This window comes from Citrobacter sp. Cpo091 (assembly GCF_030332645.1).
Lineage (GTDB): Bacteria > Pseudomonadota > Gammaproteobacteria > Enterobacterales > Enterobacteriaceae > Citrobacter > Citrobacter portucalensis.
Map to the genome: position 1 here is coordinate 47,650 of NZ_JAOWHL010000037.1, position 21,434 is coordinate 69,083.

At 52.5% G+C, this 21,434-nt stretch carries 15 protein-coding genes; 4 read left to right on the top strand and 11 right to left on the bottom strand.

Annotated elements, in window-relative coordinates; translation table 11 throughout:
• Window positions 1-209: 209 nt before the first annotated feature.
• Complete coding sequence (locus OGY04_RS15465) at window positions 210-1,253, top strand: aminopeptidase (RefSeq protein ID WP_032944823.1); 1,044 nt, start codon at window positions 210-212, stop codon at window positions 1,251-1,253.
• A 45-nt stretch (window positions 1,254-1,298) separates the two neighbouring features.
• Here the strand turns inward: OGY04_RS15465 and cysH are convergent, their stop codons facing one another.
• The 3 genes from cysH to cysJ form a co-directional block, all read right to left on the bottom strand.
• A complete protein-coding gene (cysH, locus tag OGY04_RS15470) occupies window positions 1,299-2,033 on the bottom strand; it encodes a phosphoadenosine phosphosulfate reductase (protein WP_286585578.1) in 735 nt (244 codons plus the stop codon).
• 83 nt (window positions 2,034-2,116) lie between these two features.
• Window positions 2,117-3,829: an assimilatory sulfite reductase (NADPH) hemoprotein subunit gene (cysI, locus tag OGY04_RS15475; protein ID WP_003034148.1), complete on the bottom strand. Its 1,713-nt coding sequence runs from the start codon at window positions 3,827-3,829 to the stop codon at window positions 2,117-2,119.
• Window positions 3,829-5,628, bottom strand: a complete 1,800-nt coding sequence (cysJ, locus tag OGY04_RS15480) for an NADPH-dependent assimilatory sulfite reductase flavoprotein subunit (protein WP_167820623.1) — start codon at window positions 5,626-5,628, stop codon at window positions 3,829-3,831. The genes cysI and cysJ overlap by 1 nt, the downstream gene beginning before the upstream one ends.
• Window positions 5,629-6,058: 430 nt before the next feature.
• Between cysJ and queD the strand changes: the two genes are divergently transcribed.
• Complete coding sequence (queD, locus tag OGY04_RS15485) at window positions 6,059-6,427, top strand: 6-carboxytetrahydropterin synthase QueD (protein WP_286585580.1); 369 nt, start codon at window positions 6,059-6,061, stop codon at window positions 6,425-6,427.
• A gap of 85 nt (window positions 6,428-6,512) precedes the next feature.
• Here the strand turns inward: queD and queE are convergent, their stop codons facing one another.
• The 3 genes from queE to OGY04_RS15500 all read right to left on the bottom strand — a co-directional run bounded on the left by queE (window position 6,513) and on the right by OGY04_RS15500 (window position 9,501).
• Window positions 6,513-7,184: a 7-carboxy-7-deazaguanine synthase QueE gene (gene queE / locus OGY04_RS15490; RefSeq protein ID WP_003034139.1), complete on the bottom strand. Its 672-nt coding sequence runs from the start codon at window positions 7,182-7,184 to the stop codon at window positions 6,513-6,515.
• Window positions 7,185-7,255: 71 nt separating this feature from the next.
• The gene (locus OGY04_RS15495; protein ID WP_286585582.1) at window positions 7,256-7,945 is read right to left on the bottom strand and encodes an N-acetylmannosamine-6-phosphate 2-epimerase; all 690 of its coding nucleotides are present in this window, start codon (window positions 7,943-7,945) and stop codon (window positions 7,256-7,258) included.
• Window positions 7,945-9,501: a maltose/glucose-specific PTS transporter subunit IIC gene (locus OGY04_RS15500; RefSeq protein WP_003034134.1), complete on the bottom strand. Its 1,557-nt coding sequence runs from the start codon at window positions 9,499-9,501 to the stop codon at window positions 7,945-7,947. The genes OGY04_RS15495 and OGY04_RS15500 overlap by 1 nt, the downstream gene beginning before the upstream one ends.
• Before the next feature lie 165 nt (window positions 9,502-9,666).
• Between OGY04_RS15500 and OGY04_RS15505 the strand changes: the two genes are divergently transcribed.
• Complete coding sequence (locus OGY04_RS15505) at window positions 9,667-10,491, top strand: MurR/RpiR family transcriptional regulator (RefSeq protein ID WP_286585584.1); 825 nt, start codon at window positions 9,667-9,669, stop codon at window positions 10,489-10,491.
• A gap of 55 nt (window positions 10,492-10,546) precedes the next feature.
• Here OGY04_RS15505 and eno read toward each other — a convergent pair whose 3' ends face one another.
• The 5 genes from eno to rlmD form a co-directional block, all read right to left on the bottom strand.
• Entirely contained in the window at window positions 10,547-11,845 is a 1,299-nt protein-coding gene (gene eno / locus OGY04_RS15510) for a phosphopyruvate hydratase (RefSeq protein WP_003034129.1), read from the bottom strand.
• A gap of 87 nt (window positions 11,846-11,932) precedes the next feature.
• Complete coding sequence (pyrG, locus tag OGY04_RS15515) at window positions 11,933-13,570, bottom strand: glutamine hydrolyzing CTP synthase (protein WP_003034127.1); 1,638 nt, start codon at window positions 13,568-13,570, stop codon at window positions 11,933-11,935.
• 350 nt (window positions 13,571-13,920) lie between these two features.
• The gene (gene mazG / locus OGY04_RS15520) at window positions 13,921-14,712 is read right to left on the bottom strand and encodes a nucleoside triphosphate pyrophosphohydrolase (protein WP_003825693.1); all 792 of its coding nucleotides are present in this window, start codon (window positions 14,710-14,712) and stop codon (window positions 13,921-13,923) included.
• Between the two features lie 130 nt (window positions 14,713-14,842).
• On the bottom strand, window positions 14,843-17,077 hold the full coding sequence (relA, locus tag OGY04_RS15525) for a GTP diphosphokinase (RefSeq protein ID WP_003825690.1): 2,235 nt from the start codon (window positions 17,075-17,077) through the stop codon (window positions 14,843-14,845).
• 100 nt (window positions 17,078-17,177) lie between these two features.
• Window positions 17,178-18,476: a 23S rRNA (uracil(1939)-C(5))-methyltransferase RlmD gene (gene rlmD / locus OGY04_RS15530; RefSeq protein WP_286585585.1), complete on the bottom strand. Its 1,299-nt coding sequence runs from the start codon at window positions 18,474-18,476 to the stop codon at window positions 17,178-17,180.
• A gap of 57 nt (window positions 18,477-18,533) precedes the next feature.
• On the opposite strand from rlmD, the gene barA reads away from it, so the two are divergent.
• Window positions 18,534-21,290 carry a two-component sensor histidine kinase BarA gene (gene barA, locus OGY04_RS15535; protein ID WP_153686788.1) on the top strand — a complete coding sequence of 919 codons (2,757 nt, stop codon included), beginning with the start codon at window positions 18,534-18,536 and terminating at the stop codon, window positions 21,288-21,290.
• Window positions 21,291-21,434 lie beyond the last annotated feature (144 nt).

The window sequence follows — 21,434 nt, forward strand, 5'->3', positions numbered from 1 at the left end:
AACCTGACTATAGGGAGGGCAAGAGGGCGAATGAAATTACGAATTGGAATGAGTAGTTCCTCAAAGGAATAACGATCCGGAAAAGCAAATATCAAAAAGTGCTTAAGCTACCGGAATTCGGGCATTTAGGAGCAAATGAAATTGTTTTACCTCGATCACGGTTTCATACTAGCGGCTGAAAATTTCTGCTTGGTATTTAAGGACTCATCATGTTTCTCGCATTGCGCCACCTTCTTGCAGCCATGGCGCTCGGCGCGTGCTTCATCCTTCCCGCACAGGCAACATCTTCGAAGCCCGGAGATATCGCAAATACCCAGGCTCGATATATCGCAACGTTTTTCCCAGGCCGCGTGACGGGATCTCCGGCAGAAATGTTGTCTGCTGATTATATACGTCAACAATTTCAGCAGATGGGTTATAGCAGCGATATTCGGACGTTTAATAGCCGTTATGTTTATACCGCCAAAGATAACCGTAAAAACTGGCATAACGTAACGGGAAGCACCGTTATTGCTGCACATGAAGGCAAAGCGCCGCAGCAAATTATTATTATGGCGCACCTCGACACCTACGCCGCACAAAGCGACGCCGACTCCGATGCCAATCTGGGTGGATTAACCCTGCAAGGTATCGATGACAACGCCGCAGGTGTTGGCGTAATGCTTGAACTGGCGGAAAAACTCAAAAACGTGCCGACGCAGTACGGTATTCGATTTATCGCCACCAGCGGCGAGGAAGAAGGCAAACTGGGCGCGGAGAACATCCTGAAGCGAATGAGCGCCGCCGAGAAGAAAAACACGCTGCTGGTTATCAACCTCGATAACCTGATCGTCGGCGATAAGCTCTATTTCAATAGCGGTAAGAAAACCCCGGAAGCGGTGCGAAAACTGACGCGCGACCGGGCACTGGCTATCGCGCACAGCCGCGGTATCGTTGCCAGCACCAATCCAGGTCTGAACAAAGACTATCCGAAAGGCACTGGATGTTGTAACGATGCAGAGGTCTTCGACAACGCGGGGATTGCCGTTCTTTCAGTTGAAGCGACCAACTGGAACCTGGGCAAGAAAGATGGCTATCAACAGCGCGCCAAAAGCGCCTCATTCCCGGCAGGCAACAGCTGGCACGATGTGCGACTGGATAACCAGCAGCACATTGATAAAGCGTTACCAGGCCGGATAGAGCACCGTAGCCGCGACGTGGTACGCATTATGCTGCCACTGGTAAAAGAACTGGCAAAAGCGGGTAAATCCTGAAGAAGTGGTCCGGTAGGATGTAAATCTTACCGGACCACTTTCCTGTTACCCTTCGTGCAGTCCGCACTCACGCTTCAATCCGAAGAAGCGCGTCTCTTCTTCCGCCATACCCGGCTCCCATTTGCGGGTGGTGTGGGTATCGCCTACCGACAGATAGCCCTGATCCCACAACGGGTGGTATTTCAAACCGTGTTTTTGCAGATACTGGTAAACCGTACGGTTATCCCAGTCGATGATTGGGAGAACTTTAAACATGCCGCGCTGGATAGCCAGCACCGGCAAATGCGCACGACTGCCCGATTGCTCTCGACGCAGACCGGCAAACCAGGTTTGCGCGTTCAGCTCCTGCAGCGCCCGGTTCATCGGCTCGACCTTGTTGATGTCATTGTATTTTTCAATGCCTTCAACGCCCTGCTCCCACAGTTTGCCGTAGCGTGCTTCCTGCCAGGCCGCACTTTCCTTTGCCCGGTAGACTTGCAAATTAAGCTTAAGCTTGTCCGTTAACTCATCAATAAACTGATAGGTTTCCGGGAACAGGTAGCCAGTATCGGTGAGAATCACCGGGATATCCGGGCGAATCTGATTTACCAGATGCAGGCTCACTGCCGCCTGGATACCAAAACTTGATGACAGTACATATTCACCAGGCAGGTTTTCCAGCGCCCACGCTACGCGATCCTCGGCGCTCAATTTTTCCAGTTGGTCGTTGGTTTGTGCCAACGCCATAACGCGTTCAACTTTCGGCAGTTCGTTCAACGCGTTGAGATCGAGTTTGGACATAAGTTCCTCACTGTTTGCCTTGCCTGATGGCGCTGCGCTTATCAGGCCTACCGATTCAGCAGACCCGATAAGTCAATTTCACATTATTCCCAGAAATCCCGGGCGGGATCGAGCACCGGGCGAATAATGCCCGCCCGCACCGTAAAGTCACCGAAGCCTTCACCCGCTTCGCGCTCTTTCGCCCAGCGCCCAATCAGTTCATCCAGCGATGCCAGAATTTCCGGCTCGGTGATGTTCTCTTTAAACATCCGGGGAATACGGGTTCCGATACGGTTGCCCCCTAAATGGAGGTTGTAACGCCCAGGAGCTTTACCCACCAGACCAACTTCCGCCAGCATCGCACGACCACAACCGTTCGGGCAGCCGGTCACACGCATGACAATGTTTTCATCACTCAGGCTGTGCTTCGCCATCAGCGTGTCGATGTTGTCGATAAACGTTGGCAGGAAGCGCTCGGCTTCCGCCATCGCCAGCGGACAGGTCGGGAACGAGACGCAGGCCATCGAGTTTTCACGCTGCGGAGTGACCGCGTTCATTAAGCCACTCTTCTGCGCAATCTTCTCGATCTTCGCCTTTTCACTCTCAGGAACACCGGCAATGATCAGGTTCTGGTTCGCGGTAATGCGGAACTCACCTTTGTGGATCTTCGCGATCTCAAGCAGACCGGTTTTCAGCGGTCGGCCCGGATAATCGAGGATACGGCCGTTTTCAATAAACAACGTCAGATGCCATTTATTGTCGATCCCTTTCACCCAGCCGATACGATCGCCGCGACCGGTAAACTCGTACGGACGGATCGGCTCAAACTTGATCCCCGCCCGGCGCTCAACTTCAGCTTTAAAGGTCTCAACGCCTACGCGTTCCAGCGTGTATTTGGTTTTCGCGTTTTTACGATCGGTACGGTTACCCCAGTCACGCTGCGTGGTCACCACAGCCTCCGCCACGGCCAGCGTATGCTCAAGCGGCAGATAACCAAACTCGCTTGCCGTACGGGCATAGGTTTTCTTGTTGCCGTGCTCAATCGACAAACCACCGCCCACCAGCAGGTTAAAGCCCACCAGCTTGCCGTTTTCCGCAATCGCCACAAAGTTCATGTCGTTGGCGTGCAGATCGATGTCGTTCTGCGGTGGGATCACGACCGTGGTTTTAAACTTACGCGGCAGATAGGTTTGACCGAGGATCGGCTCTTCGTCGGTGGTCGCGACTTTTTCCTGATCGAGCCAGATCTCTGCATAGGCGCGGGTGCGCGGCAACAGGTGCTCGGAAATTTTCTTCGCCCATTCATAGGCTTCGGCATGCAGCTCAGATTCATACGGATTCGAGGTGCATAGCACGTTACGGTTCATGTCGTTGGCGGTCGCCAGAGCGTCAAGCCCGACTGAATGCAGCATCTGGTGTACCGGCTTAACGTTCTTCTTCAGAATACCGTGAAACTGGAAGGTCTGACGGTTGGTCAGACGAATGCTGCCGTATATGGTGTTGTCATGGGCGAACTTGTCGATCGCCTGCCACTGTTTGGTGGTGATCACCCCACCCGGCAGACGACAGCGCAGCAGCATCGCGTGACGCGGCTCCAGCTTTTGCTCGGCACGTTCGGCGCGGATATCGCGGTCGTCCTGCTGGTACATACCGTGAAAACGGATCAGCAGGAAGTTGTCGCCTTTAAACCCGCCGGTCAGGCCGTCGTTTAAATCTTCGGCAATGGTACCGCGCAGATAGTTGCTTTCCAGCTTCATACGCTCAGCGTCGGACAGTTTGCCTTCGACCACCAATGGTCCTGGATGTTTTTCGCTCATTAGTAGACATCTCGCTGATAACGGCGCTCAATGCGCAGCTCACTTAAAAATTCATCCGCCGCTTCGATATCCATACCACCGAATTCGGCAATCACTTCCAACAACGCCTGCTCAACGTCTTTCGCCATGCGATTGGCGTCGCCGCAGACATAAATGTGCGCACCGTCGTTAATCCAGCGCCACAGTTCCGCGCCCTGTTGGCGCAGTTTATCTTGTACGTAGACTTTTTCTTTTTGATCGCGGGACCAGGCGAGATCGATACGGCTCAGTACGCCCTCTTTGACGTAACGCTGCCATTCCACCTGATACAGGAAATCTTCGGTAAAGTGTGGGTTACCAAAAAACAGCCAGTTTTTGCCTTCGGCTCCGTCAGCCGCACGTTGCTGCATGAATGCACGGAACGGCGCAATCCCCGTACCCGGTCCAATCATAATTACCGGCGTCTGTGGGTTCGCCGGCAGACGGAAGTTGTCGTTGTGTTCAATGAACACGCGAACTTCACCTTCTTCTTCCACGCGGTCGGCGAGGAAACTGGAAGCACCACCAGCACGGGCGCGACCTTCTATCTCATAACGCACCACGCCCACGGTGACGTGCACTTCGCTTTCCACTTCCGCCTGAGAAGAAGCAATGGAGTACAAACGCGGCGTCAGCGGACGCAGAAGATCAACTAACGCCTGAGCATCCAGTTGCGCCGGAGAGAAGCGCACCATATCGACGATGGGCGTGGTTGCGGCGTAATGCTGCAACTGTACTTTGTCACCCACTAACGGCAGCAAAGTTTCGCTGCGGGTTAAGGTGGCATAGTTTTCTACGATATTGCCGGTGTTAACCGTCAGCTCGAAATGCCACTGCAACGCTTCAGCGAGCGACAGGGTTTTGCCTTCAACCGTGACCGGCTCATCACCTTTCAGCCACAGCAGTTCAACCAGCTCTTTAACCAGAGCCGGGTCATTCTGATACCAGACGCCCAGCGCATCGCCCGGCTGATAACGCAGTCCGGAATCGCCTAAATCAATTTCAATATGGCGCACATCTTTTTCAGAGTCGCGGCCGGTAATTTTCTGATTCACCGCAAGGGACGCCGTCAGTGGCGCTTCTTTGGTGTATGGGCTGGTGTGTACTTCATTTACTGCACCGCTGGCGGCAACTTGCACAGACGGTGCCGCAGGCGCACGCGCTTTCAGGACATCAACCAGACGAGCACGCCACTGCGCGGCGGCGGCCTGGTATTCGACGTCGGCGTCGACGCGGTCGAGCAGACGTTCACCGCCCAGCTCAGCCAGTTTCGCATCGAAGTCTTTTCCTGCCTGGCAGAAAAACTCATAAGAGGTATCGCCAAGACCAAATACGGCAAAAGCGGTGTTATCAAGCTTCGGCGCTTTTTTCGAGAACAGGAATTTATGCAACGCCACGGCTTCTTCCGCCGGTTCACCTTCCCCTTGCGTCGACGCCACCACGATCAGCAGTTTTTCATTGGCGATTTGTTTGAATTTATAGTCGCCAGCGTTGATGAGAGTGACGTTGAGCTTCGCGGCGATCAGATCATCGCGCAGGGCTTCCGCCACACGACGCGCATTACCAGTTTGCGAGGCGGAGATAAGCGTAATGCCAGGCATTTCAGCGACAGGCGCAGTCGCCACCACATTGCTGCCAGGCTGCTGATTCAGCACGCCCCAAAAATAGCCAGAAACCCACGCAAGCTGTGCGGGAGTGAAATCGGTCGTGGCCGCCTGAAGGCGTGCCAGTTGCTCCGGGTTTAGCGGTAGCAAAGCGGAAGGTGGGGCCTGTGTCGTCATGCGTTGTCATGTTCCAGTAAGCAAAGCGGATTTCAGCAATAAAACCCAAACTGAAGATAAGGTTAACGGCGGGGATAGTAACAATTAAAGAAGGGATGGAAATAACAAATAACCAAATGGACTAACCTGTTTTAGTTATAGTTATTAACAGCAAAACAGATTATATAACTATTTGATATATAAATAATTAACCAATATTGGTTGTATGAATATGTAGCTTTGGTACTGAGCATCCTTTTATACACTAAATAATTTAAGATGCATCGAGGCGGCAACTGAGCAAGTCCCCAGGAGCTTACATGAGTAAGTGACTGGGGCGAGCAAAGGCAGCCAACAAAGAAGCAGCTTAAAGAATGACGTGTATAAATAATGATAAAATTTGCTCTTTACGGTACCCTACCGCGGTTTTTCGCATTCTTGAGAGTAAAAAATGTCCACCACCTTGTTTAAAGATTTCACCTTCGAAGCCGCTCACCACCTGCCGCATGTACCGGAAGGGCATAAGTGTGGCCGCCTGCATGGTCACTCATTTATGGTGCGTCTTGAAATTACCGGTGAAGTCGATCCGCATACCGGTTGGATCATGGATTTTGCTGAGTTAAAAGCCGCGTTTAAGCCGACTTACGACAGACTCGATCACTACTATTTGAACGATATTCCTGGCTTAGAAAATCCAACCAGCGAAGTGCTGGCCAAATGGATTTGGGATCAGGTTAAACCTGTGGTCCCTCTGCTGAGTGCCGTAATGGTGAAAGAAACCTGCACAGCGGGCTGCGTATACCGCGGCGAGCGATTATAGGCTTGCCGGATGGCAATGCGTCTTATCCGGCCAGCAACGAGCAACAAACTCTGGCCGGGTAAGCGAAACGCCCCCGGCACAGTTATCAGGCAATATTCAGATACTTATGGGTCTGCATCGACAGACGCCAGTTACGCGCAATACAGGTATCAATGCACAAACGCGTCGCATCTTCTTTCTGGCTGATTGGCTGTAAGGCGATGATTCGCGGTTTGTCGTCACTCAACGTCGCCAGTAGTTCATCCAGCGCTTCAATATCGCGGACACGGCCAACCGGATGCTTGATTTCATTCGCGCGCTCCAGCGCCTGTGACAGCACATCATAGCCACCGCGCATATTCACCTTCGGCGATACGGTCACCCAGGTATTCGGCGTACAGCGTACTTCGTGCGTGCCGCTGGTCTCAATCTGGCAGCTAAAGCCGTTCTTTTCCAGCAGGTCAGTCAGCGGCATCAGGTCATGAATGCAGGGCTCGCCACCGGTGATCACCACGTGACGGGCGGTATAGCCCTGACGCGAAATGACCGCCAGCAGATCTTCGCTGCTCGCAGCACCCCATTTATCGCTTTCTTTGGTCTTGGCCAGGATGCTGTACAGGGAGACTTCCCGATCCTCAAGCTTATCCCAGGTGTGTTTGGTATCGCACCAGGCACAGCCAACCGGACATCCCTGTAAACGAATAAAAATGGCGGGGACGCCGGTAAAGTAACCCTCACCTTGCAGGGTCTGGAACATCTCGTTAATCGGGTACTGCATAGCGCTCTCAATATGGGGATAAACGATAATTATCGCAGATCCCCGCCAAAGTATCATGCCCCATCGATGCTTTACGAGGCGATCGCTGCGACAAAGCGTGCCGTTATCTGCTGCGGACGCGTGATAGCCCCACCAACCACCACGGTATGGGCGCCTAATGCCAGGCATCGTGCAGCACGTTCAGGGGTATCAACGTTCCCTTCCGCCACAACCGGTACGCTAACCGCAGCCAACACATCACGTAAAAAACCGCAGTCGTTTTCCGCCAGCACATGCCCGGCAGTATCAGCGGTATAGCCGTAGAGCGTAGTGCCCACACAGTCAAAACCCAGGCGCTCAGCGGTCACCGCTTCGTCTACGGTGGCAATATCCGCCATCAGCAGTACGGACGGATAGCGAGCACGGATCTGCGTGACCAGTTCTTCCAGCGTTTGCCCACCGGGGCGCGGGCGCGCTGTCGCATCCAGAGCAATAATATCCGGCTCAACGGTCATCAGTTCATCGACTTCCTGTAAAGTGGCCGTGATAAACACATCGCTACCCGGATAATCACGCTTGATAATCCCAATCACCGGCAGGGAGACGCTCTCTTTGATCGCGCGAATGTCCACCACGCTGTTCGCACGAATACCTACCGCACCGCCCTGCGCTGCCGCCAGCGCCATACGTGACATAATAAACGGGCTGTGCAGGGGCTCATTTTCCAGCGCCTGACAGGAGACAATTAATTTACCTTTCAGGGAATCCAGTACAGTTTTCATTACGATAAGATCTCTTCGACTTCGTTTTTAATGATGGTGACATGCGGGCCATAAATCACCTGAACCCCGTTGCCGCGAATAATTACGCCACGCGCTCCGGTCGCTTTCAGCGCCGCTTCATCGACCTTGCTGCTCTCTTTCACCGTCACGCGCAGGCGTGTGGCGCAACAATCCACCTCTTCCAGATTCTCTTTGCCTCCCAGCCCGGCGATCACTGCCGCTGCTCGCTCACTCTGCGGCAGGCCGGATTCAGTCGGCGCTGCGTTTTCACGACCTGGTGTCAACCAGTTAAAGCGGTTAATCAAATAGCGGAAGGTGAAGTAGTAAAGGAAGAACCACGGGATCCCCACCATGGGGACGTACATCCAGTTGGTTTTAGCTTCCCCCTGTAGCACGCCGAAAAGGAGGAAATCGATAAGCCCACCCGAAAAGGTTTGCCCGATGGTGATATGTAAAATATGCGCCATCATAAACGCCAGACCATCGAAGAAGGCGTGAATGACGTATAACACGGGTGCGACAAACAGGAAGGAGAACTCGATAGGCTCAGTGATCCCTGTCAGGAAAGAGGTCAGGGCAGCTGACAACAGCAGACCAGCGACAAGTTTTCTGTTCTCAGGCTTGGCGGTGTGGTACATCGCCAGACATGCGCCAAGCAGGCCAAACATCATGGTGATGAAGCGCCCTGACATAAAGCGCGAGGTGCCCGCATAGAACTGCTGCGTATTCGGATCGGCAAGTTGCGCGAAGAAAATACGCTGCGTACCTTCAACTAACTGGCCGTTGACGATTTCACTCCCGCCCAGCGCCGTCGTCCAGAAGGGCAAATAAAAGATATGGTGTAAACCCAGTGGGCCAAGCATACGCAGGATGAAGCCGTACAACAGCGTCCCCAGATAGCCTGTCGCATCCACCAGACCACCCAGTCCAAAAATGAGTTTCTGGAAATGCGGCCAAACCACCGTCATGACCGCACCCACGACAATCGCGGCAAGGGAGCTAATAATCGGTACAAAGCGCGAACCGCTGAAGAAACCAAGGAACTGAGGTAATGAGACTTTATTGAAACGGCTATGCAGCGCGCAGGTGACAAGCCCAATCACCACCCCACCGAACACCCCCGTTTCCAGTGTCTGAATACCCAGCGTCATCCCCTGGCCTACGGCACCGGGATTCTCGTGTGCCAGCGTTCCGTTGAGCGTCAATAAAGCGTTGATGGTGGCGTTCATCACCAGAAATGCCAGCAATGCCGCAAGCCCGGCGGTGCCTTTATCCGTTTTAGCCAGTCCTACTGCAACACCCACCGCAAAGAGCACCGACAGGTTGGCAAACACAATAGAACCTGCGCTGGTCATGATCGTGAAGATTGCCTGTAACCAGTCAACGTCCAAAAACGGATAAGCAGTCAATGTGTTTGGATTCGACAGCGCGCCGCCAATCCCTAACAACAGCCCCGCAGCGGGCAGTACCGCAATCGGCAGCATGAACGATTTGCCGAACCGCTGTGCCTTTTCGAACCATGCGCCCGATGAAGCGCCGCTAAACATTTGCATCATTTTTTCATCTCCCCGATTAATGATGAAAATTTTTACCATATTTAATATATAAAATGAAAATTATCATCAAAACCCAGGAAGCCGATCATACTTTTTTAAAATGACTGGCATCTCTCCCCTGCTTTCCGCCACACTATCAACAGATAAACGCATTAAGGATTTTGCATGTCAGAAAATGAAAACCTGCTGCTGAGATTGCGCCAGGGCGTTGACGGATATAGCCGAACACAGCAGAAGCTGGGAGAGTTTGTGCTCAGCGATCCGGCAAAAGTTGTCTACCTGACGATTACCGAACTGGCCCGTGAAAGCGACACCAGCGAGGCGAGCGTCACACGTCTGTGCCGCGCACTTGGGTGTAAGGGTTATAACGAATTCAAAATGGCGCTGGCACTCGATCTCCAGCAAGGACATCCGGTAGAGCACAGCGGGGATGAAATTGACAATGTGGTCAATGAATCCGTACAAGCACTGCAGGACACAGCAAAATTACTCGACAGGACATTACTGGAATCCGCCGCTTTGGCACTGCATCAGGCCCAGTCGGTACAGATTTATGGCGTAGCGGCCAGCGCTATTCTGGGTGAGTATTTACATTACAAACTCCTGCGCCTCGGCAAACCTGCACAATTGTTCAGTGACATGCATCGTGCAGCCATGAACGCCACAACGCTTAACAAAGACTCGCTGGTGGTAGCGATTTCCAGTTCAGGCTCGACGCGCGATCTACTGCATGTCGTTAAACTGGCGCGTAAGCAAGGCGTGCGCGTACTGGCGTTAAGTAATACGCCGCGCAGCCCGTTGGCTTCGCTGAGTGATATTCAACTGGTCGCAGCCAAACCCGAAGGTCCGTTAAGTGCTGGCGCGCTAAACGCCAAGGTGGGAGTGATGCTGTTGGTAGAACTTCTCACCACGTCGCTGATTGCGCTGGATGAAAAGTACGGTGATGTGAGCCAGCAAACCGCCAGCGCGACCTTACCGTTGCTGCTTTAAAGACATAAAAAAACCCGCCGCAGCGGGTTTTTACGTTAAGAGCTAAAGAACAGGATTACGCCTGACCTTTGATCTCTTTACGACCGTTGTACGGTGCTTGTTCACCCAGAGCTTCTTCGATACGAATCAGCTGGTTGTACTTAGCAACGCGGTCAGAACGGCTCATAGAACCAGTTTTGATCTGGCCTGCAGCGGTACCAACAGCCAGGTCAGCAATGGTAGCGTCTTCAGTTTCGCCAGAACGGTGAGAGATGACAGCGGTGTAGCCAGCGTCTTTCGCCATTTTGATCGCAGCCAGAGTTTCGGTCAGAGAACCGATCTGGTTGAATTTGATCAGGATGGAGTTAACGATGCCTTTTTCGATGCCTTCTTTCAGGATCTTGGTGTTAGTTACGAACAGATCGTCACCAACCAGCTGGATTTTGTCGCCCAGTACTTTAGTCTGGTATGCGAAACCGTCCCAGTCAGACTCGTCCAGACCATCTTCGATGGACACGATCGGGTACTGTTTGGTCAGTTCTTCCAGGAAGTGAGTGAATTCTTCGGAGGTGAATGCTTTGTTGCCTTCGCCAGCCAGAACGTATTTACCGTCTTTGTAGAATTCAGAAGCTGCACAGTCCATCGCCAGGGTGATGTCTTTGCCCAGCTCGTAGCCAGCTGCTTTAACCGCTTCAGCGATTACAGCCAGAGCTTCAGCGTTGGAACCCAGGTTCGGCGCATAGCCGCCTTCGTCACCAACTGCAGTGTTCATACCTTTAGCTTTCAGAACTTTAGCCAGGTTGTGGAACACTTCAGAACCCATACGAACGGCTTCTTTCAGAGTCTTAGCGCCAACCGGCTGAATCATGAATTCCTGGATGTCGACGTTGTTGTCAGCGTGCTCACCACCGTTGATGATGTTCATCATCGGAACCGGCATGGAGTATTTACCCGGAGTACCGTTCAGTTCAGCGATGTGTGCATACAGCGGCAGGCCTTTTGCAGCAGCTGCTGCTTTGGCGTTAGCCAGGGACACAGCCAGGATGGCGTTTGCACCGAAGTTGGATTTGTTTTCAGTACCGTCCAGATCGATCATGATCTTGTCGATGCCAGCCTGATCTTTAGCATCTTTACCCAGCAGAGCCTGAGCAATTGGGCCGTTAACAGCTGCAACAGCTTTCAGTACGCCTTTACCCATGAAACGGGATTTGTCGCCATCGCGCAGTTCCAGTGCTTCGCGGGAACCAGTAGAAGCACCTGACGGAGCTGCTGCCATACCAACGAAACCACCTTCCAGGTGTACTTCGGCTTCAACAGTCGGGTTACCACGGGAGTCGATGATTTCACGACCGATGATTTTAACGATTTTGGACATTAGATTTTCCTCAGTACAAGTTAAACTAAAACTCCAGACAAACAATGCACCCTAATGGGTGCATTGCCGTTCTAACTTATTTACTTCTTACTTCGCCTGACGCTTCTGATGTTCACTGGCGGCTTTCACAAAGCCGGCAAACAGCGGGTGCCCATCACGTGGCGTGGAAGTAAATTCCGGGTGGAACTGACAGGCCACGAACCACGGATGATTCGGTACCTCAATGATCTCGACCAACTGATCATCACCGGAACGGCCTGCAATACGCAGACCCGCAGCTTCAATCTGTTTCAACAGCATATTGTTGACTTCGTAACGGTGGCGATGGCGTTCAACAATTGTCGGCGCGCCGTACAGCTGACGAACCAGGCTATCGTCGCTCAACTGACACTGCTGCGCACCAAGGCGCATTGTGCCGCCCAGATCGCTCTTCTCGGTACGGACTTCGACGTTGCCGTCTTCATCGCGCCATTCGGTAATCAGGGCCACCACCGGGTACTTACAGTCTGGCACAAATTCCGTGGAGTTGGCGTTATCCATACCCACTACGTTACGTGCAAACTCAATCAACGCAACCTGCATACCCAGGCAAATGCCCAGATAAGGAATATTGTTCTCACGCGCAAAGCGCGCCGTCGCGATTTTACCTTCAACACCACGGTAGCCGAAGCCGCCTGGGATCAGGATTGCATCAAGACCTTTCAGGATCTCAACGCCACGCGTTTCGACATCTTGCGAATCGATCAGCTTGATGTTGACGGTGACACGATTCTTCAGACCACCGTGCTTCAGCGCTTCGATAACTGACTTATAGGCATCCGGCAGTTCAATGTACTTGCCGACCATACCGATAGTCACTTCGCCTGCCGGATTCGCTTCTTCGTAAATAACCTGTTCCCATTCTGACAGATTAGCTTCCGGACAGTTCAAGCTGAATCGTTTACAAATATAATCGTCAAGGCCCTGAGATTTCAACAGGCCCGGGATTTTATAGATGGAATCGACATCTTTCAGAGAAATCACCGCTTTTTCCGGAACGTTACAGAACAATGCAATTTTTGCACGTTCATTAGCCGGAACTGCGCGATCGGAGCGGCAAATCAGGATATCTGGCTGAATACCGATAGAAAGCAGCTCTTTTACAGAGTGCTGAGTCGGTTTAGTTTTGACTTCACCAGCCGCCGCCATGTACGGAACCAGCGTCAGATGCATAAACAGCGTGTGCTCACGGCCAATTTCTACGGCCATCTGGCGAATCGCTTCAAGGAACGGCAGAGATTCGATATCCCCAACGGTTCCGCCGATTTCGACCAGAACAACATCATGACCTTCACCGCCTTCCAGAACGCGCTCTTTAATGGCATTCGTGATGTGCGGGATAACCTGAACTGTTGCGCCCAGGTAGTCGCCACGGCGCTCTTTACGCAGAACGTCGGAGTAGATACGACCCGTAGTGAAGTTGTTGCGGCGGCTCATTTTGGTACGAATGAAACGCTCATAGTGACCCAGGTCCAGGTCGGTTTCAGCGCCGTCTTCGGTAACGAACACTTCCCCGTGTTGGATTGGACTCATAGTACCTGGATCGACGTTGATGTACGGATCCAGTTTCATCATGGTTACATTGAGGCCACGGGCTTCAAGAATGGCTGCCAGGGAGGCTGCGGCAATGCCTTTTCCCAGAGAGGATACGACCCCGCCGGTCACAAAAATATAGTTCGTTGTCATGCTGGACCTGAGAAGTTAGGGTGAAACGATGGAATTACCAAGACGGGAAAGTAGTATACCCGAACATGACGAGCGCCACAAACTTTCATTATCCCCTCTCCTTCGTTCTTCAAGCCGCACCGGTGTTGGCTTCCTTCACTCACCCCAGTCACATAGCATTTCTATGTTCCTGGGGATTCTTTCAGTCGCCGCCTTGTTGCGACTCGAATAACTCGAAGAGGCAGTATACAAGGTGTTTCATCAACATAACGGGAAGAGAAAATAGCCTCTTTTGGGTAAATGTTTTTGACGTAAATCAAGCGCTTGTTATTTAAAAAATCACACAAATCGCCCTTGACCGACGAAATCCCTTAGAGATCAATTTCCTGCCGTTTTACCTGTTGCCAGACTTCTTCCATAGTTTCCAGATCAACACCAGTCATTTCCAGACCGCGCGAAGCCACAATTCGCTCAACTTCACGAAAACGCCGCTCAAACTTCTCGTTCGCTTTCTGCAATGCGGTCTCTGCTTTAGTGCCTAAATGCCGGGCCATATTAACCGTAGCAAATAGCAGATCGCCCATTTCCTCCTCCAGTTTAGCCTGGTCAACAACAGCCTGCTTAGCCTCAAACATGACTTCGTCGATCTCTTCGTAAACCTTGTCGACAACCGGTCCTAACGTTTTCCAGTCGAAGCCAACATTTGAGCAGCGTTTCTGGATTTTTTGGGCGCGCATTAATGCCGGTAAACTGCGGGGAATATCGTCGAGTGCGGAATGCTGTGCCTTCTGGGCGCGTTCTTCACTTTTGATTTTTTCCCAACGGGTCAAAACCTCAGTACTGTTACTGGCAGAAACATCAGCAAAAACATGTGGATGACGGCGTTCAAGTTTATCGCTTATCGCAGCACAAATATCATCAAAGTTGAAGCGTCCTTCTTCCTGCGCCATCTGGGCGTAAAACACCACCTGGAACAGCAGGTCGCCCAGCTCTCCGCGCAGGTCGTCAAAATCTTCACGCGCAATCGCGTCCAGCACTTCATAGGTTTCTTCGAGGGTGTATGGGGCAATAGTGGAGAATGTCTGCTCTTTGTCCCACGGACAGCCGTTTTCCGGGTCGCGCAGGCGCTGCATAATACCGAGCAGTCGGTCGATTTGATTCATTGGAATGTCCTGAAATTTCAATACAGTAGACCGGATAAGGCGATAGCCGACATCCGGCAACATAGCAATGCCTGATGGCAACGCTAACGCGTCTTATCAGGCCTACAAGGTTATCCGGCCTACAAAATCATTAATTACCGTGCAAGCGACGTGCGTCGATCACATCCGGTACCTGGTTCAGCTTGCCGAGCACGCGCCCGAGCACCTGCAGGTTATAAATTTCGATGGTCATATCGATGGTGGCCAGTTGTTGTTTTGTATCACTTCGGCTGGCAACTCCCAGCACGTTCACCTTCTCGTTGGCGAGAATCGTGGTGATATCACGTAACAAGCCGCTGCGATCGTTGGCCTGGACGCGAACCACCAGCGAATACCCTGCCGAGTAGCTTTCGCCCCAGACTGCATCAACAATACGTTCCGGTGCATGGGAGCGCAGCTCAGCCAGCTGTTCACAATCCGCCCGGTGCACGGAAATACCGCGTCCCTGGGTAATAAACCCGACAATCTCATCGCCTGGAATCGGCTGGCAGCAGCGGGCGATGTGGTGCATCAGGTTACCTACCCCTTCCACCACCACACGACCGTCGTCTTTACGACGGCTCTGCGGTGCCTGTGTTTTCTGCTGAAGCTGTTTCAGCGCGGCGGCATCCTGTTCGGCAGCGCTTGGCTTATTAAACTGCGCCTGCAGGAAGTTCACCATTTGGTTGAGGCGGATGTCTCCCCCACCAATCGCCGCCAGCAACTCGTCCAGCTCATTGAAGCTGTAGCGCGGCAGCAGGTGTTTTTCCGCCTCTTTCAGGCTGATACCTAAATGCGCCAGCTCATCGTCGAGGATCTGGCGACCAGCAAGGATGTTTTTGTCGCGGTCCTGTTTACGGAACCAGGCGTGGATCTTCGAACGCCCACGACTGGTGGTTACGTAGCCAAGGTTAGGATTCAGCCAGTCGCGGCTTGGGTTTGGCTGTTTCTGGGTGATAATTTCAATTTGATCGCCCATCTGCAGCTGGTAGGTAAACGGTACGATGCGCCCGCCAATTTTCGCGCCAATGCATCGATGCCCCACATCGCTATGAATGTGGTAAGCAAAATCGAGCGGCGTGGAGCCCGCAGGTAAGTCTACAACGTCGCCTTTTGGCGTAAAGACGTACACGCGGTCATCAAAGACCTGGCTACGGACTTCATCCAGCATTTCACCGGAATCCGCCATCTCTTCCTGCCAGGCGATCAGCTTACGCAGCCACGCAATGCGATCTTCATGACCAGAACGCGCCGCGCCTGAAGCGGTGCCCTCTTTGTACTTCCAGTGCGCCGCGACGCCCAGTTCGGCATCTTCGTGCATCTGTTTTGTACGGATCTGAATTTCGATGGTTTTCCCGCCCGGCCCCAGTACAACCGTATGGATTGACTGGTAGCCATTGGGTTTCGGATTTGCAACGTAATCATCGAACTCATCCGGCAGATGGCGATAGTGAGTATGTACTATCCCGAGTGCGGCATAGCAGTCCTGTAAACGCTCTGCCACGATACGCACTGCGCGTACATCGAACAGTTCATCGAAGGCCAACTGCTTTTTCTGCATTTTGCGCCAGATGCTGTAGATATGCTTCGGACGTCCATACACTTCGGCTTTGACGCCTTCCGTTTTCATCTCTGAGCGCAAATGACCGACGAACTCATCAATGTAATGTTCCCTGTCGATACGACGTTCATGCAGCAGCTTGGCTATGCGTTTGTATTCAGCCGGGTGCAGATAACGGAAGCAATAATCTTCCAGCTCCCATTTTAATTGCCCGATTCCCAAACGGTTGGCCAGCGGTGCATAGATATTGGTGCACTCTTTTGCCGCCAGAACGCGTTCATCTTCCGGCGCGTCTTTCACTTCACGCAGATGGGCAATCCGCTCTGCCAGCTTGATGACCACACAGCGGAAGTCATCCACCATTGCCAGCAGCATGCGACGGACGTTATCGACCTGCTCGGAAGAAACTGAATCGGTATGCGTGGCTTTAAGCTGGCGTATCGCCGCCATATCACGCACACCGTGGATAAGATGAACAATGGATTTGCCCACGCTCTCGCGCAGGATGTCTTCACTGACCACGTTGGCATCAGCCAGAGGGAACAGCATTGCGGCACGCAGCGTGTCGATATCCATGCTCAACATAGAGAGAATTTCTACCATCTCCACGCCACGCCACAGCAGCAGATCCGCATCCGGATGCCCCTGTGTCTGCTGGAGGCAGTACGCCCAGGTTTCGGCTAAGCGTTCACACGACTGCTGGCTGGAGATCCCCAGACTCGCGATCCATTTCTTTGGATCAAACTCACCAGCTTTATTTATATGTGCACTTCTTACCGCAACCATTGTCCTCTCCTTAAGGGGCCAGGCCTGTCGAAGTCGACAAGCCCTACCCATTGTCTTTCATGCTGCATTACAACCCGAAATCCAATGGGTACAAAATTCATTACAAACGCTCAAACAGGACCATTGATTCCAGGTGTCCAGTGTGCGGAAACATATCGAGCATCGCCAGTCGCCGTATGGCGTATCCAGCGTTGAGCAAAGCATCGCTGTCACGAGCCAGCGTTGCTGGGTTACAGGATACATAAACAACGCGTATAGGTTCTAATTTTATAATATGTTGCATCACACCTGCAGCCCCCGCACGCGCAGGATCAAGCAATACTTTGTCGAATCCGTTTTTCGCCCACGGCTGTCGGGTAACATCTTCCTCAAGGTTTTCATGAAAGAATGTCACATTGTGTAATCCGTTATTCAGCGCGTTTTCTCGGCCTTTTTCCACCAACGCAGGAACACCTTCTACGCCAACCACGCTTGCTGCCCGAGTTGCCAGCGGTAGGGTAAAATTTCCCATGCCACAGAACAGATCGAGTACACGATCTTCAGGTTGCACATCGAGCCATTCCAGCGCACGGGCGACCATTTGTTGGTTTACCCCTTCATTGACCTGAATAAAATCGCGCGGGCTGAAGGTTAACCGTAGTCCATTTGAATCATACCAGGGCGATTCTTCTGATATTGATTCCAGTATCTCGCTTTGCGGGGCCAGAAACAAAGACAGCTCCTGAGAATGCGAAAAGCATTCCAGTTTTTCTTTATCCGCAGCACTCAATGGCGCCGTGTGGCGCAAAATCATCAGGGTTCCGCTTCCCGCCTGCACCAGTTCGACATGGCCAAGATGGCGTAACCCTTGCAGACTTTCCAGACACGCTCTGAGATGGGGCAATAACGCCTCAAGCTGGGGCACCAAAATAGGGCATTGTTTGACATCGATAATGTCGCTGGAACCGGATTTGCGAAACCCCATCTGCAATTTTTGTTCTTTTGGCCGATAGTTCAGACTCAAACGTGCGCGACGACGATAGCCCCACGGGGCATCAGCTATAACATCCGACACCTCACATTTCATTAAACGCGACAACGCTGCGCTTTTGCTACGCTGCTGCAATGAGATGCTGGCATGCTGCTGCTGGCAACCGCCGCACACGCCAAAATGCGGGCAACGTGGCACTTCACGCTGTGGGCTGTCGTTTAAACGTCGTTTTACTTGCGCGCGGGCAAACTGTTTTTTATCTTCGGTAATCACCACCTCGGCGCTTTCCTGGGGTAGCAATTCCGGTATAAACAACGCCTTTCCGTTATGGCGAGCGACGCCCTGACCAAAAGGATCGAGGTCATTGACGGTAACGGTTATGATCTGACGCGTCGTCACGCGTCGTTTTGCAGAGTAGAATTGCGCCATCGACGAGATATTTCTCTATTTAACAGTGTGACCCTAATTGTCCCATAACGGAACTCCATGACCAACTACAGCCTGCGCGCACGCATGATGATTCTGATCCTGGCCCCGACCGTCCTGATAGGTTTGTTGCTCAGTATCTTTTTTGTTGTGCATCGCTATAACGACTTGCAGCGTCAACTGGAAGATGCTGGTGCCAGCATCATTGAACCACTCGCGGTCTCCAGCGAATATGGCATGAACCTGCAAAACAGGGAATCCATCGGCCAGCTTATCAGCGTGCTGCATCGTCGCCATTCCGATATCGTGCGGGCAATTTCTGTTTATGACGAAAATAACCGACTGTTCGTCACCTCAAATTTTCATCTCGATCCGTCTGAAATGCAGTTGGCGACAGGTTCACCGTTTCCCCGGAAGCTGAGCGTCACCCGGCACGGGGATATCATGATCCTGCGAACCCCTATTATATCGGAAAGCTATTCACCGGATGAATCCGCCGTAAGCGACGCCAAAAACACCAAAAATATGCTGGGGTATGTGGCGCTTGAGCTGGACCTTAAGTCCGTACGATTGCAGCAGTACAAAGAGATCTTTATCTCCAGCGTAATGATGCTGTTTTGTATTGGTATTGCGTTAATTTTCGGCTGGCGTCTAATGCGCGACGTGACCGGCCCGATTCGCAATATGGTGAATACCGTTGACCGAATACGTAGAGGACAGCTCGACAGCCGCGTGGAAGGTTTCATGCTGGGCGAGCTGGATATGCTCAAAAATGGTATCAACTCGATGGCGATGTCTCTCGCTGCTTACCATGAAGAGATGCAGCACAACATCGATCAGGCCACCTCTGACCTGCGCGAAACGCTGGAGCAGATGGAAATCCAGAACGTCGAGCTGGATCTGGCGAAGAAACGCGCCCAGGAAGCGGCACGTATTAAGTCTGAGTTTCTGGCAAACATGTCCCACGAGCTGCGAACACCGCTGAATGGCGTGATTGGCTTCACCCGTCTGACGCTAAAAACCGAGCTCAACACCACACAGCGCGATCACCTGAATACCATTGAACGCTCGGCTAACAATCTGCTGGCCATCATCAATGATGTACTCGACTTCTCCAAACTTGAGGCGGGCAAGCTGATTCTGGAAAGCATTCCGTTCCCGCTGCGCAGCACGCTGGATGACGTCGTTACGCTGTTAGCGCATTCATCCCATGATAAAGGGCTTGAGCTGACGCTGAATATTAAGAATGACGTACCGGACAACGTCATCGGTGACCCGCTGCGTTTACAGCAGGTGATCACCAATCTGGTCGGCAATGCCATCAAATTTACCGAAGGCGGTAACATCGACATTCTGGTCGAGAAGCGAGCCCTTAGTAACACGAAAGTGCAAATTGAAGTACAAATCCGCGATACCGGGATCGGTATTCCTGAGCGCGATCAATCCCGTCTGTTCCAGGCTTTCCGTCAGGCGGATGCCAGTATTTCCCGGCGTCATGGCGGAACCGGGCTAGGTCTGGTCATTACGCAAAAACTGGTCAACGAAATGGGTGGGGATATCTCCTTCCACAGCCAACCTAATCGGGGTTCCACGTTCTGGTTCCATATCAGCCTCGATCTCAACCCTAACGTGCTTATTGATCGTTCGACAACTCGATGCCTTGCCGGTAAACGACTGGCCTACGTCGAACCTAACGCCACCGCCGCGCAATGCACGTTAGATATCTTAAGTGAAACACCGCTGGAGGTGATTTACAGCCCTTCGTTCTCCGGGTTGCCAGCGGAGCACTACGACATTCTGTTGCTGGGCATTCCGGTCACTTTGCGCGAACCACTCACCATGCAGCATGAGCGGCTGGCAAGCGCAGCAGCGATGTCCGACTTCCTGTTGCTAGCCTTGCCTTGTCATGCACAAATTAACGCTGAGAAATTGAAACAGGGCGGCGCGGCGGCGTGTCTGTTGAAACCTCTCACCTCAACCCGCTTACTGCCCGCGCTGACAGAGTATTGTCAGCTGAACCACAGCGCGGATCCGCTGCTGATAGATGAAAGCAAAATTGCGATGACTGTTATGGCGGTAGACGACAACCCGGCGAACCTCAAGCTGATTGGCGCATTGCTGGAAGATAAGGTCCAACACGTCGTGCTTTGCGACAGCGGGCATCAGGCGGTGGATCGCGCCAGACAAATGCCGTTTGACCTGATCCTGATGGATATTCAGATGCCAGACATGGACGGTATTCGTGCCTGCGAACTGATCCACCAGCTTCCTCATCAACAGCAGACACCGGTCATTGCGGTCACCGCACACGCCATGGCCGGGCAGAAAGAGAAGCTGCTCAGCGCCGGGATGAACGATTACCTGGCGAAGCCTATCGAGGAAGATAAGCTGCATAATCTGCTGTTACGTTACAAACCGGGCGCAAGCACATCGCTGCGGGCACTCACCGCAGAACCTCTTGAGCCGGTCGTCAATCCGAACACGACGCTCGACTGGCAACTGGCATTAAGGCAAGCCGCGGGTAAGAACGATTTGGCGCGGGATATGCTGCAAATGCTGATCGATTTTCTGCCTGAGGTGCGTAACAAAATCGAAGAGCAACTGGTCGGAGAGAACCCCGAAGGGCTGGTGGATATGATTCACAAGCTGCACGGCAGTTGCGGTTATAGTGGTGTCCCCCGCATGAAAAACCTGTGTCAGCTCATTGAACAACAGCTACGCAGTGGAACCAAAGAAGAAGAGCTGGAACCTGAATTTTTAGAGCTTCTGGATGAAATGGACAACGTTGCGCGCGAAGCGAAACGGATATTGGGGTGATATTCGCCGGATGCGGCGTAAACGCCTTATCCGGTCTACAGGTTTCGCTGTTTACTGTAGACCCGATAAACGTCGTGCATCGGGCAGTAAACGCCTTATCCGGTCTACAGGTTTCGCTGTTTACCGTAGGCCCGATAAGCGTCG

Excerpts from the sequence above, each read along its gene's own strand:
- OGY04_RS15465 (WP_032944823.1), top strand. The coding sequence starts at position 210 with ATGTTTCTCGCATTGCGCCACCTTCTTGCAGCCATGGCGCTCGGCGCG.
- cysH (WP_286585578.1), bottom strand. The coding sequence starts at position 2,033 with ATGTCCAAACTCGATCTCAACGCGTTGAACGAACTGCCGAAAGTTGAA.
- cysI (WP_003034148.1), bottom strand. The coding sequence starts at position 3,829 with ATGAGCGAAAAACATCCAGGACCATTGGTGGTCGAAGGCAAACTGTCC.
- cysJ (WP_167820623.1), bottom strand. The coding sequence starts at position 5,628 with ATGACGACACAGGCCCCACCTTCCGCTTTGCTACCGCTAAACCCGGAG.
- queD (WP_286585580.1), top strand. The coding sequence starts at position 6,059 with ATGTCCACCACCTTGTTTAAAGATTTCACCTTCGAAGCCGCTCACCAC.
- queE (WP_003034139.1), bottom strand. The coding sequence starts at position 7,184 with ATGCAGTACCCGATTAACGAGATGTTCCAGACCCTGCAAGGTGAGGGT.
- OGY04_RS15495 (WP_286585582.1), bottom strand. The coding sequence starts at position 7,945 with ATGAAAACTGTACTGGATTCCCTGAAAGGTAAATTAATTGTCTCCTGT.
- OGY04_RS15500 (WP_003034134.1), bottom strand. The coding sequence starts at position 9,501 with ATGATGCAAATGTTTAGCGGCGCTTCATCGGGCGCATGGTTCGAAAAG.
- OGY04_RS15505 (WP_286585584.1), top strand. The coding sequence starts at position 9,667 with ATGTCAGAAAATGAAAACCTGCTGCTGAGATTGCGCCAGGGCGTTGAC.
- eno (WP_003034129.1), bottom strand. The coding sequence starts at position 11,845 with ATGTCCAAAATCGTTAAAATCATCGGTCGTGAAATCATCGACTCCCGT.
- pyrG (WP_003034127.1), bottom strand. The coding sequence starts at position 13,570 with ATGACAACGAACTATATTTTTGTGACCGGCGGGGTCGTATCCTCTCTG.
- mazG (WP_003825693.1), bottom strand. The coding sequence starts at position 14,712 with ATGAATCAAATCGACCGACTGCTCGGTATTATGCAGCGCCTGCGCGAC.
- relA (WP_003825690.1), bottom strand. The coding sequence starts at position 17,077 with ATGGTTGCGGTAAGAAGTGCACATATAAATAAAGCTGGTGAGTTTGAT.
- rlmD (WP_286585585.1), bottom strand. The coding sequence starts at position 18,476 with ATGGCGCAATTCTACTCTGCAAAACGACGCGTGACGACGCGTCAGATC.
- barA (WP_153686788.1), top strand. The coding sequence starts at position 18,534 with ATGACCAACTACAGCCTGCGCGCACGCATGATGATTCTGATCCTGGCC.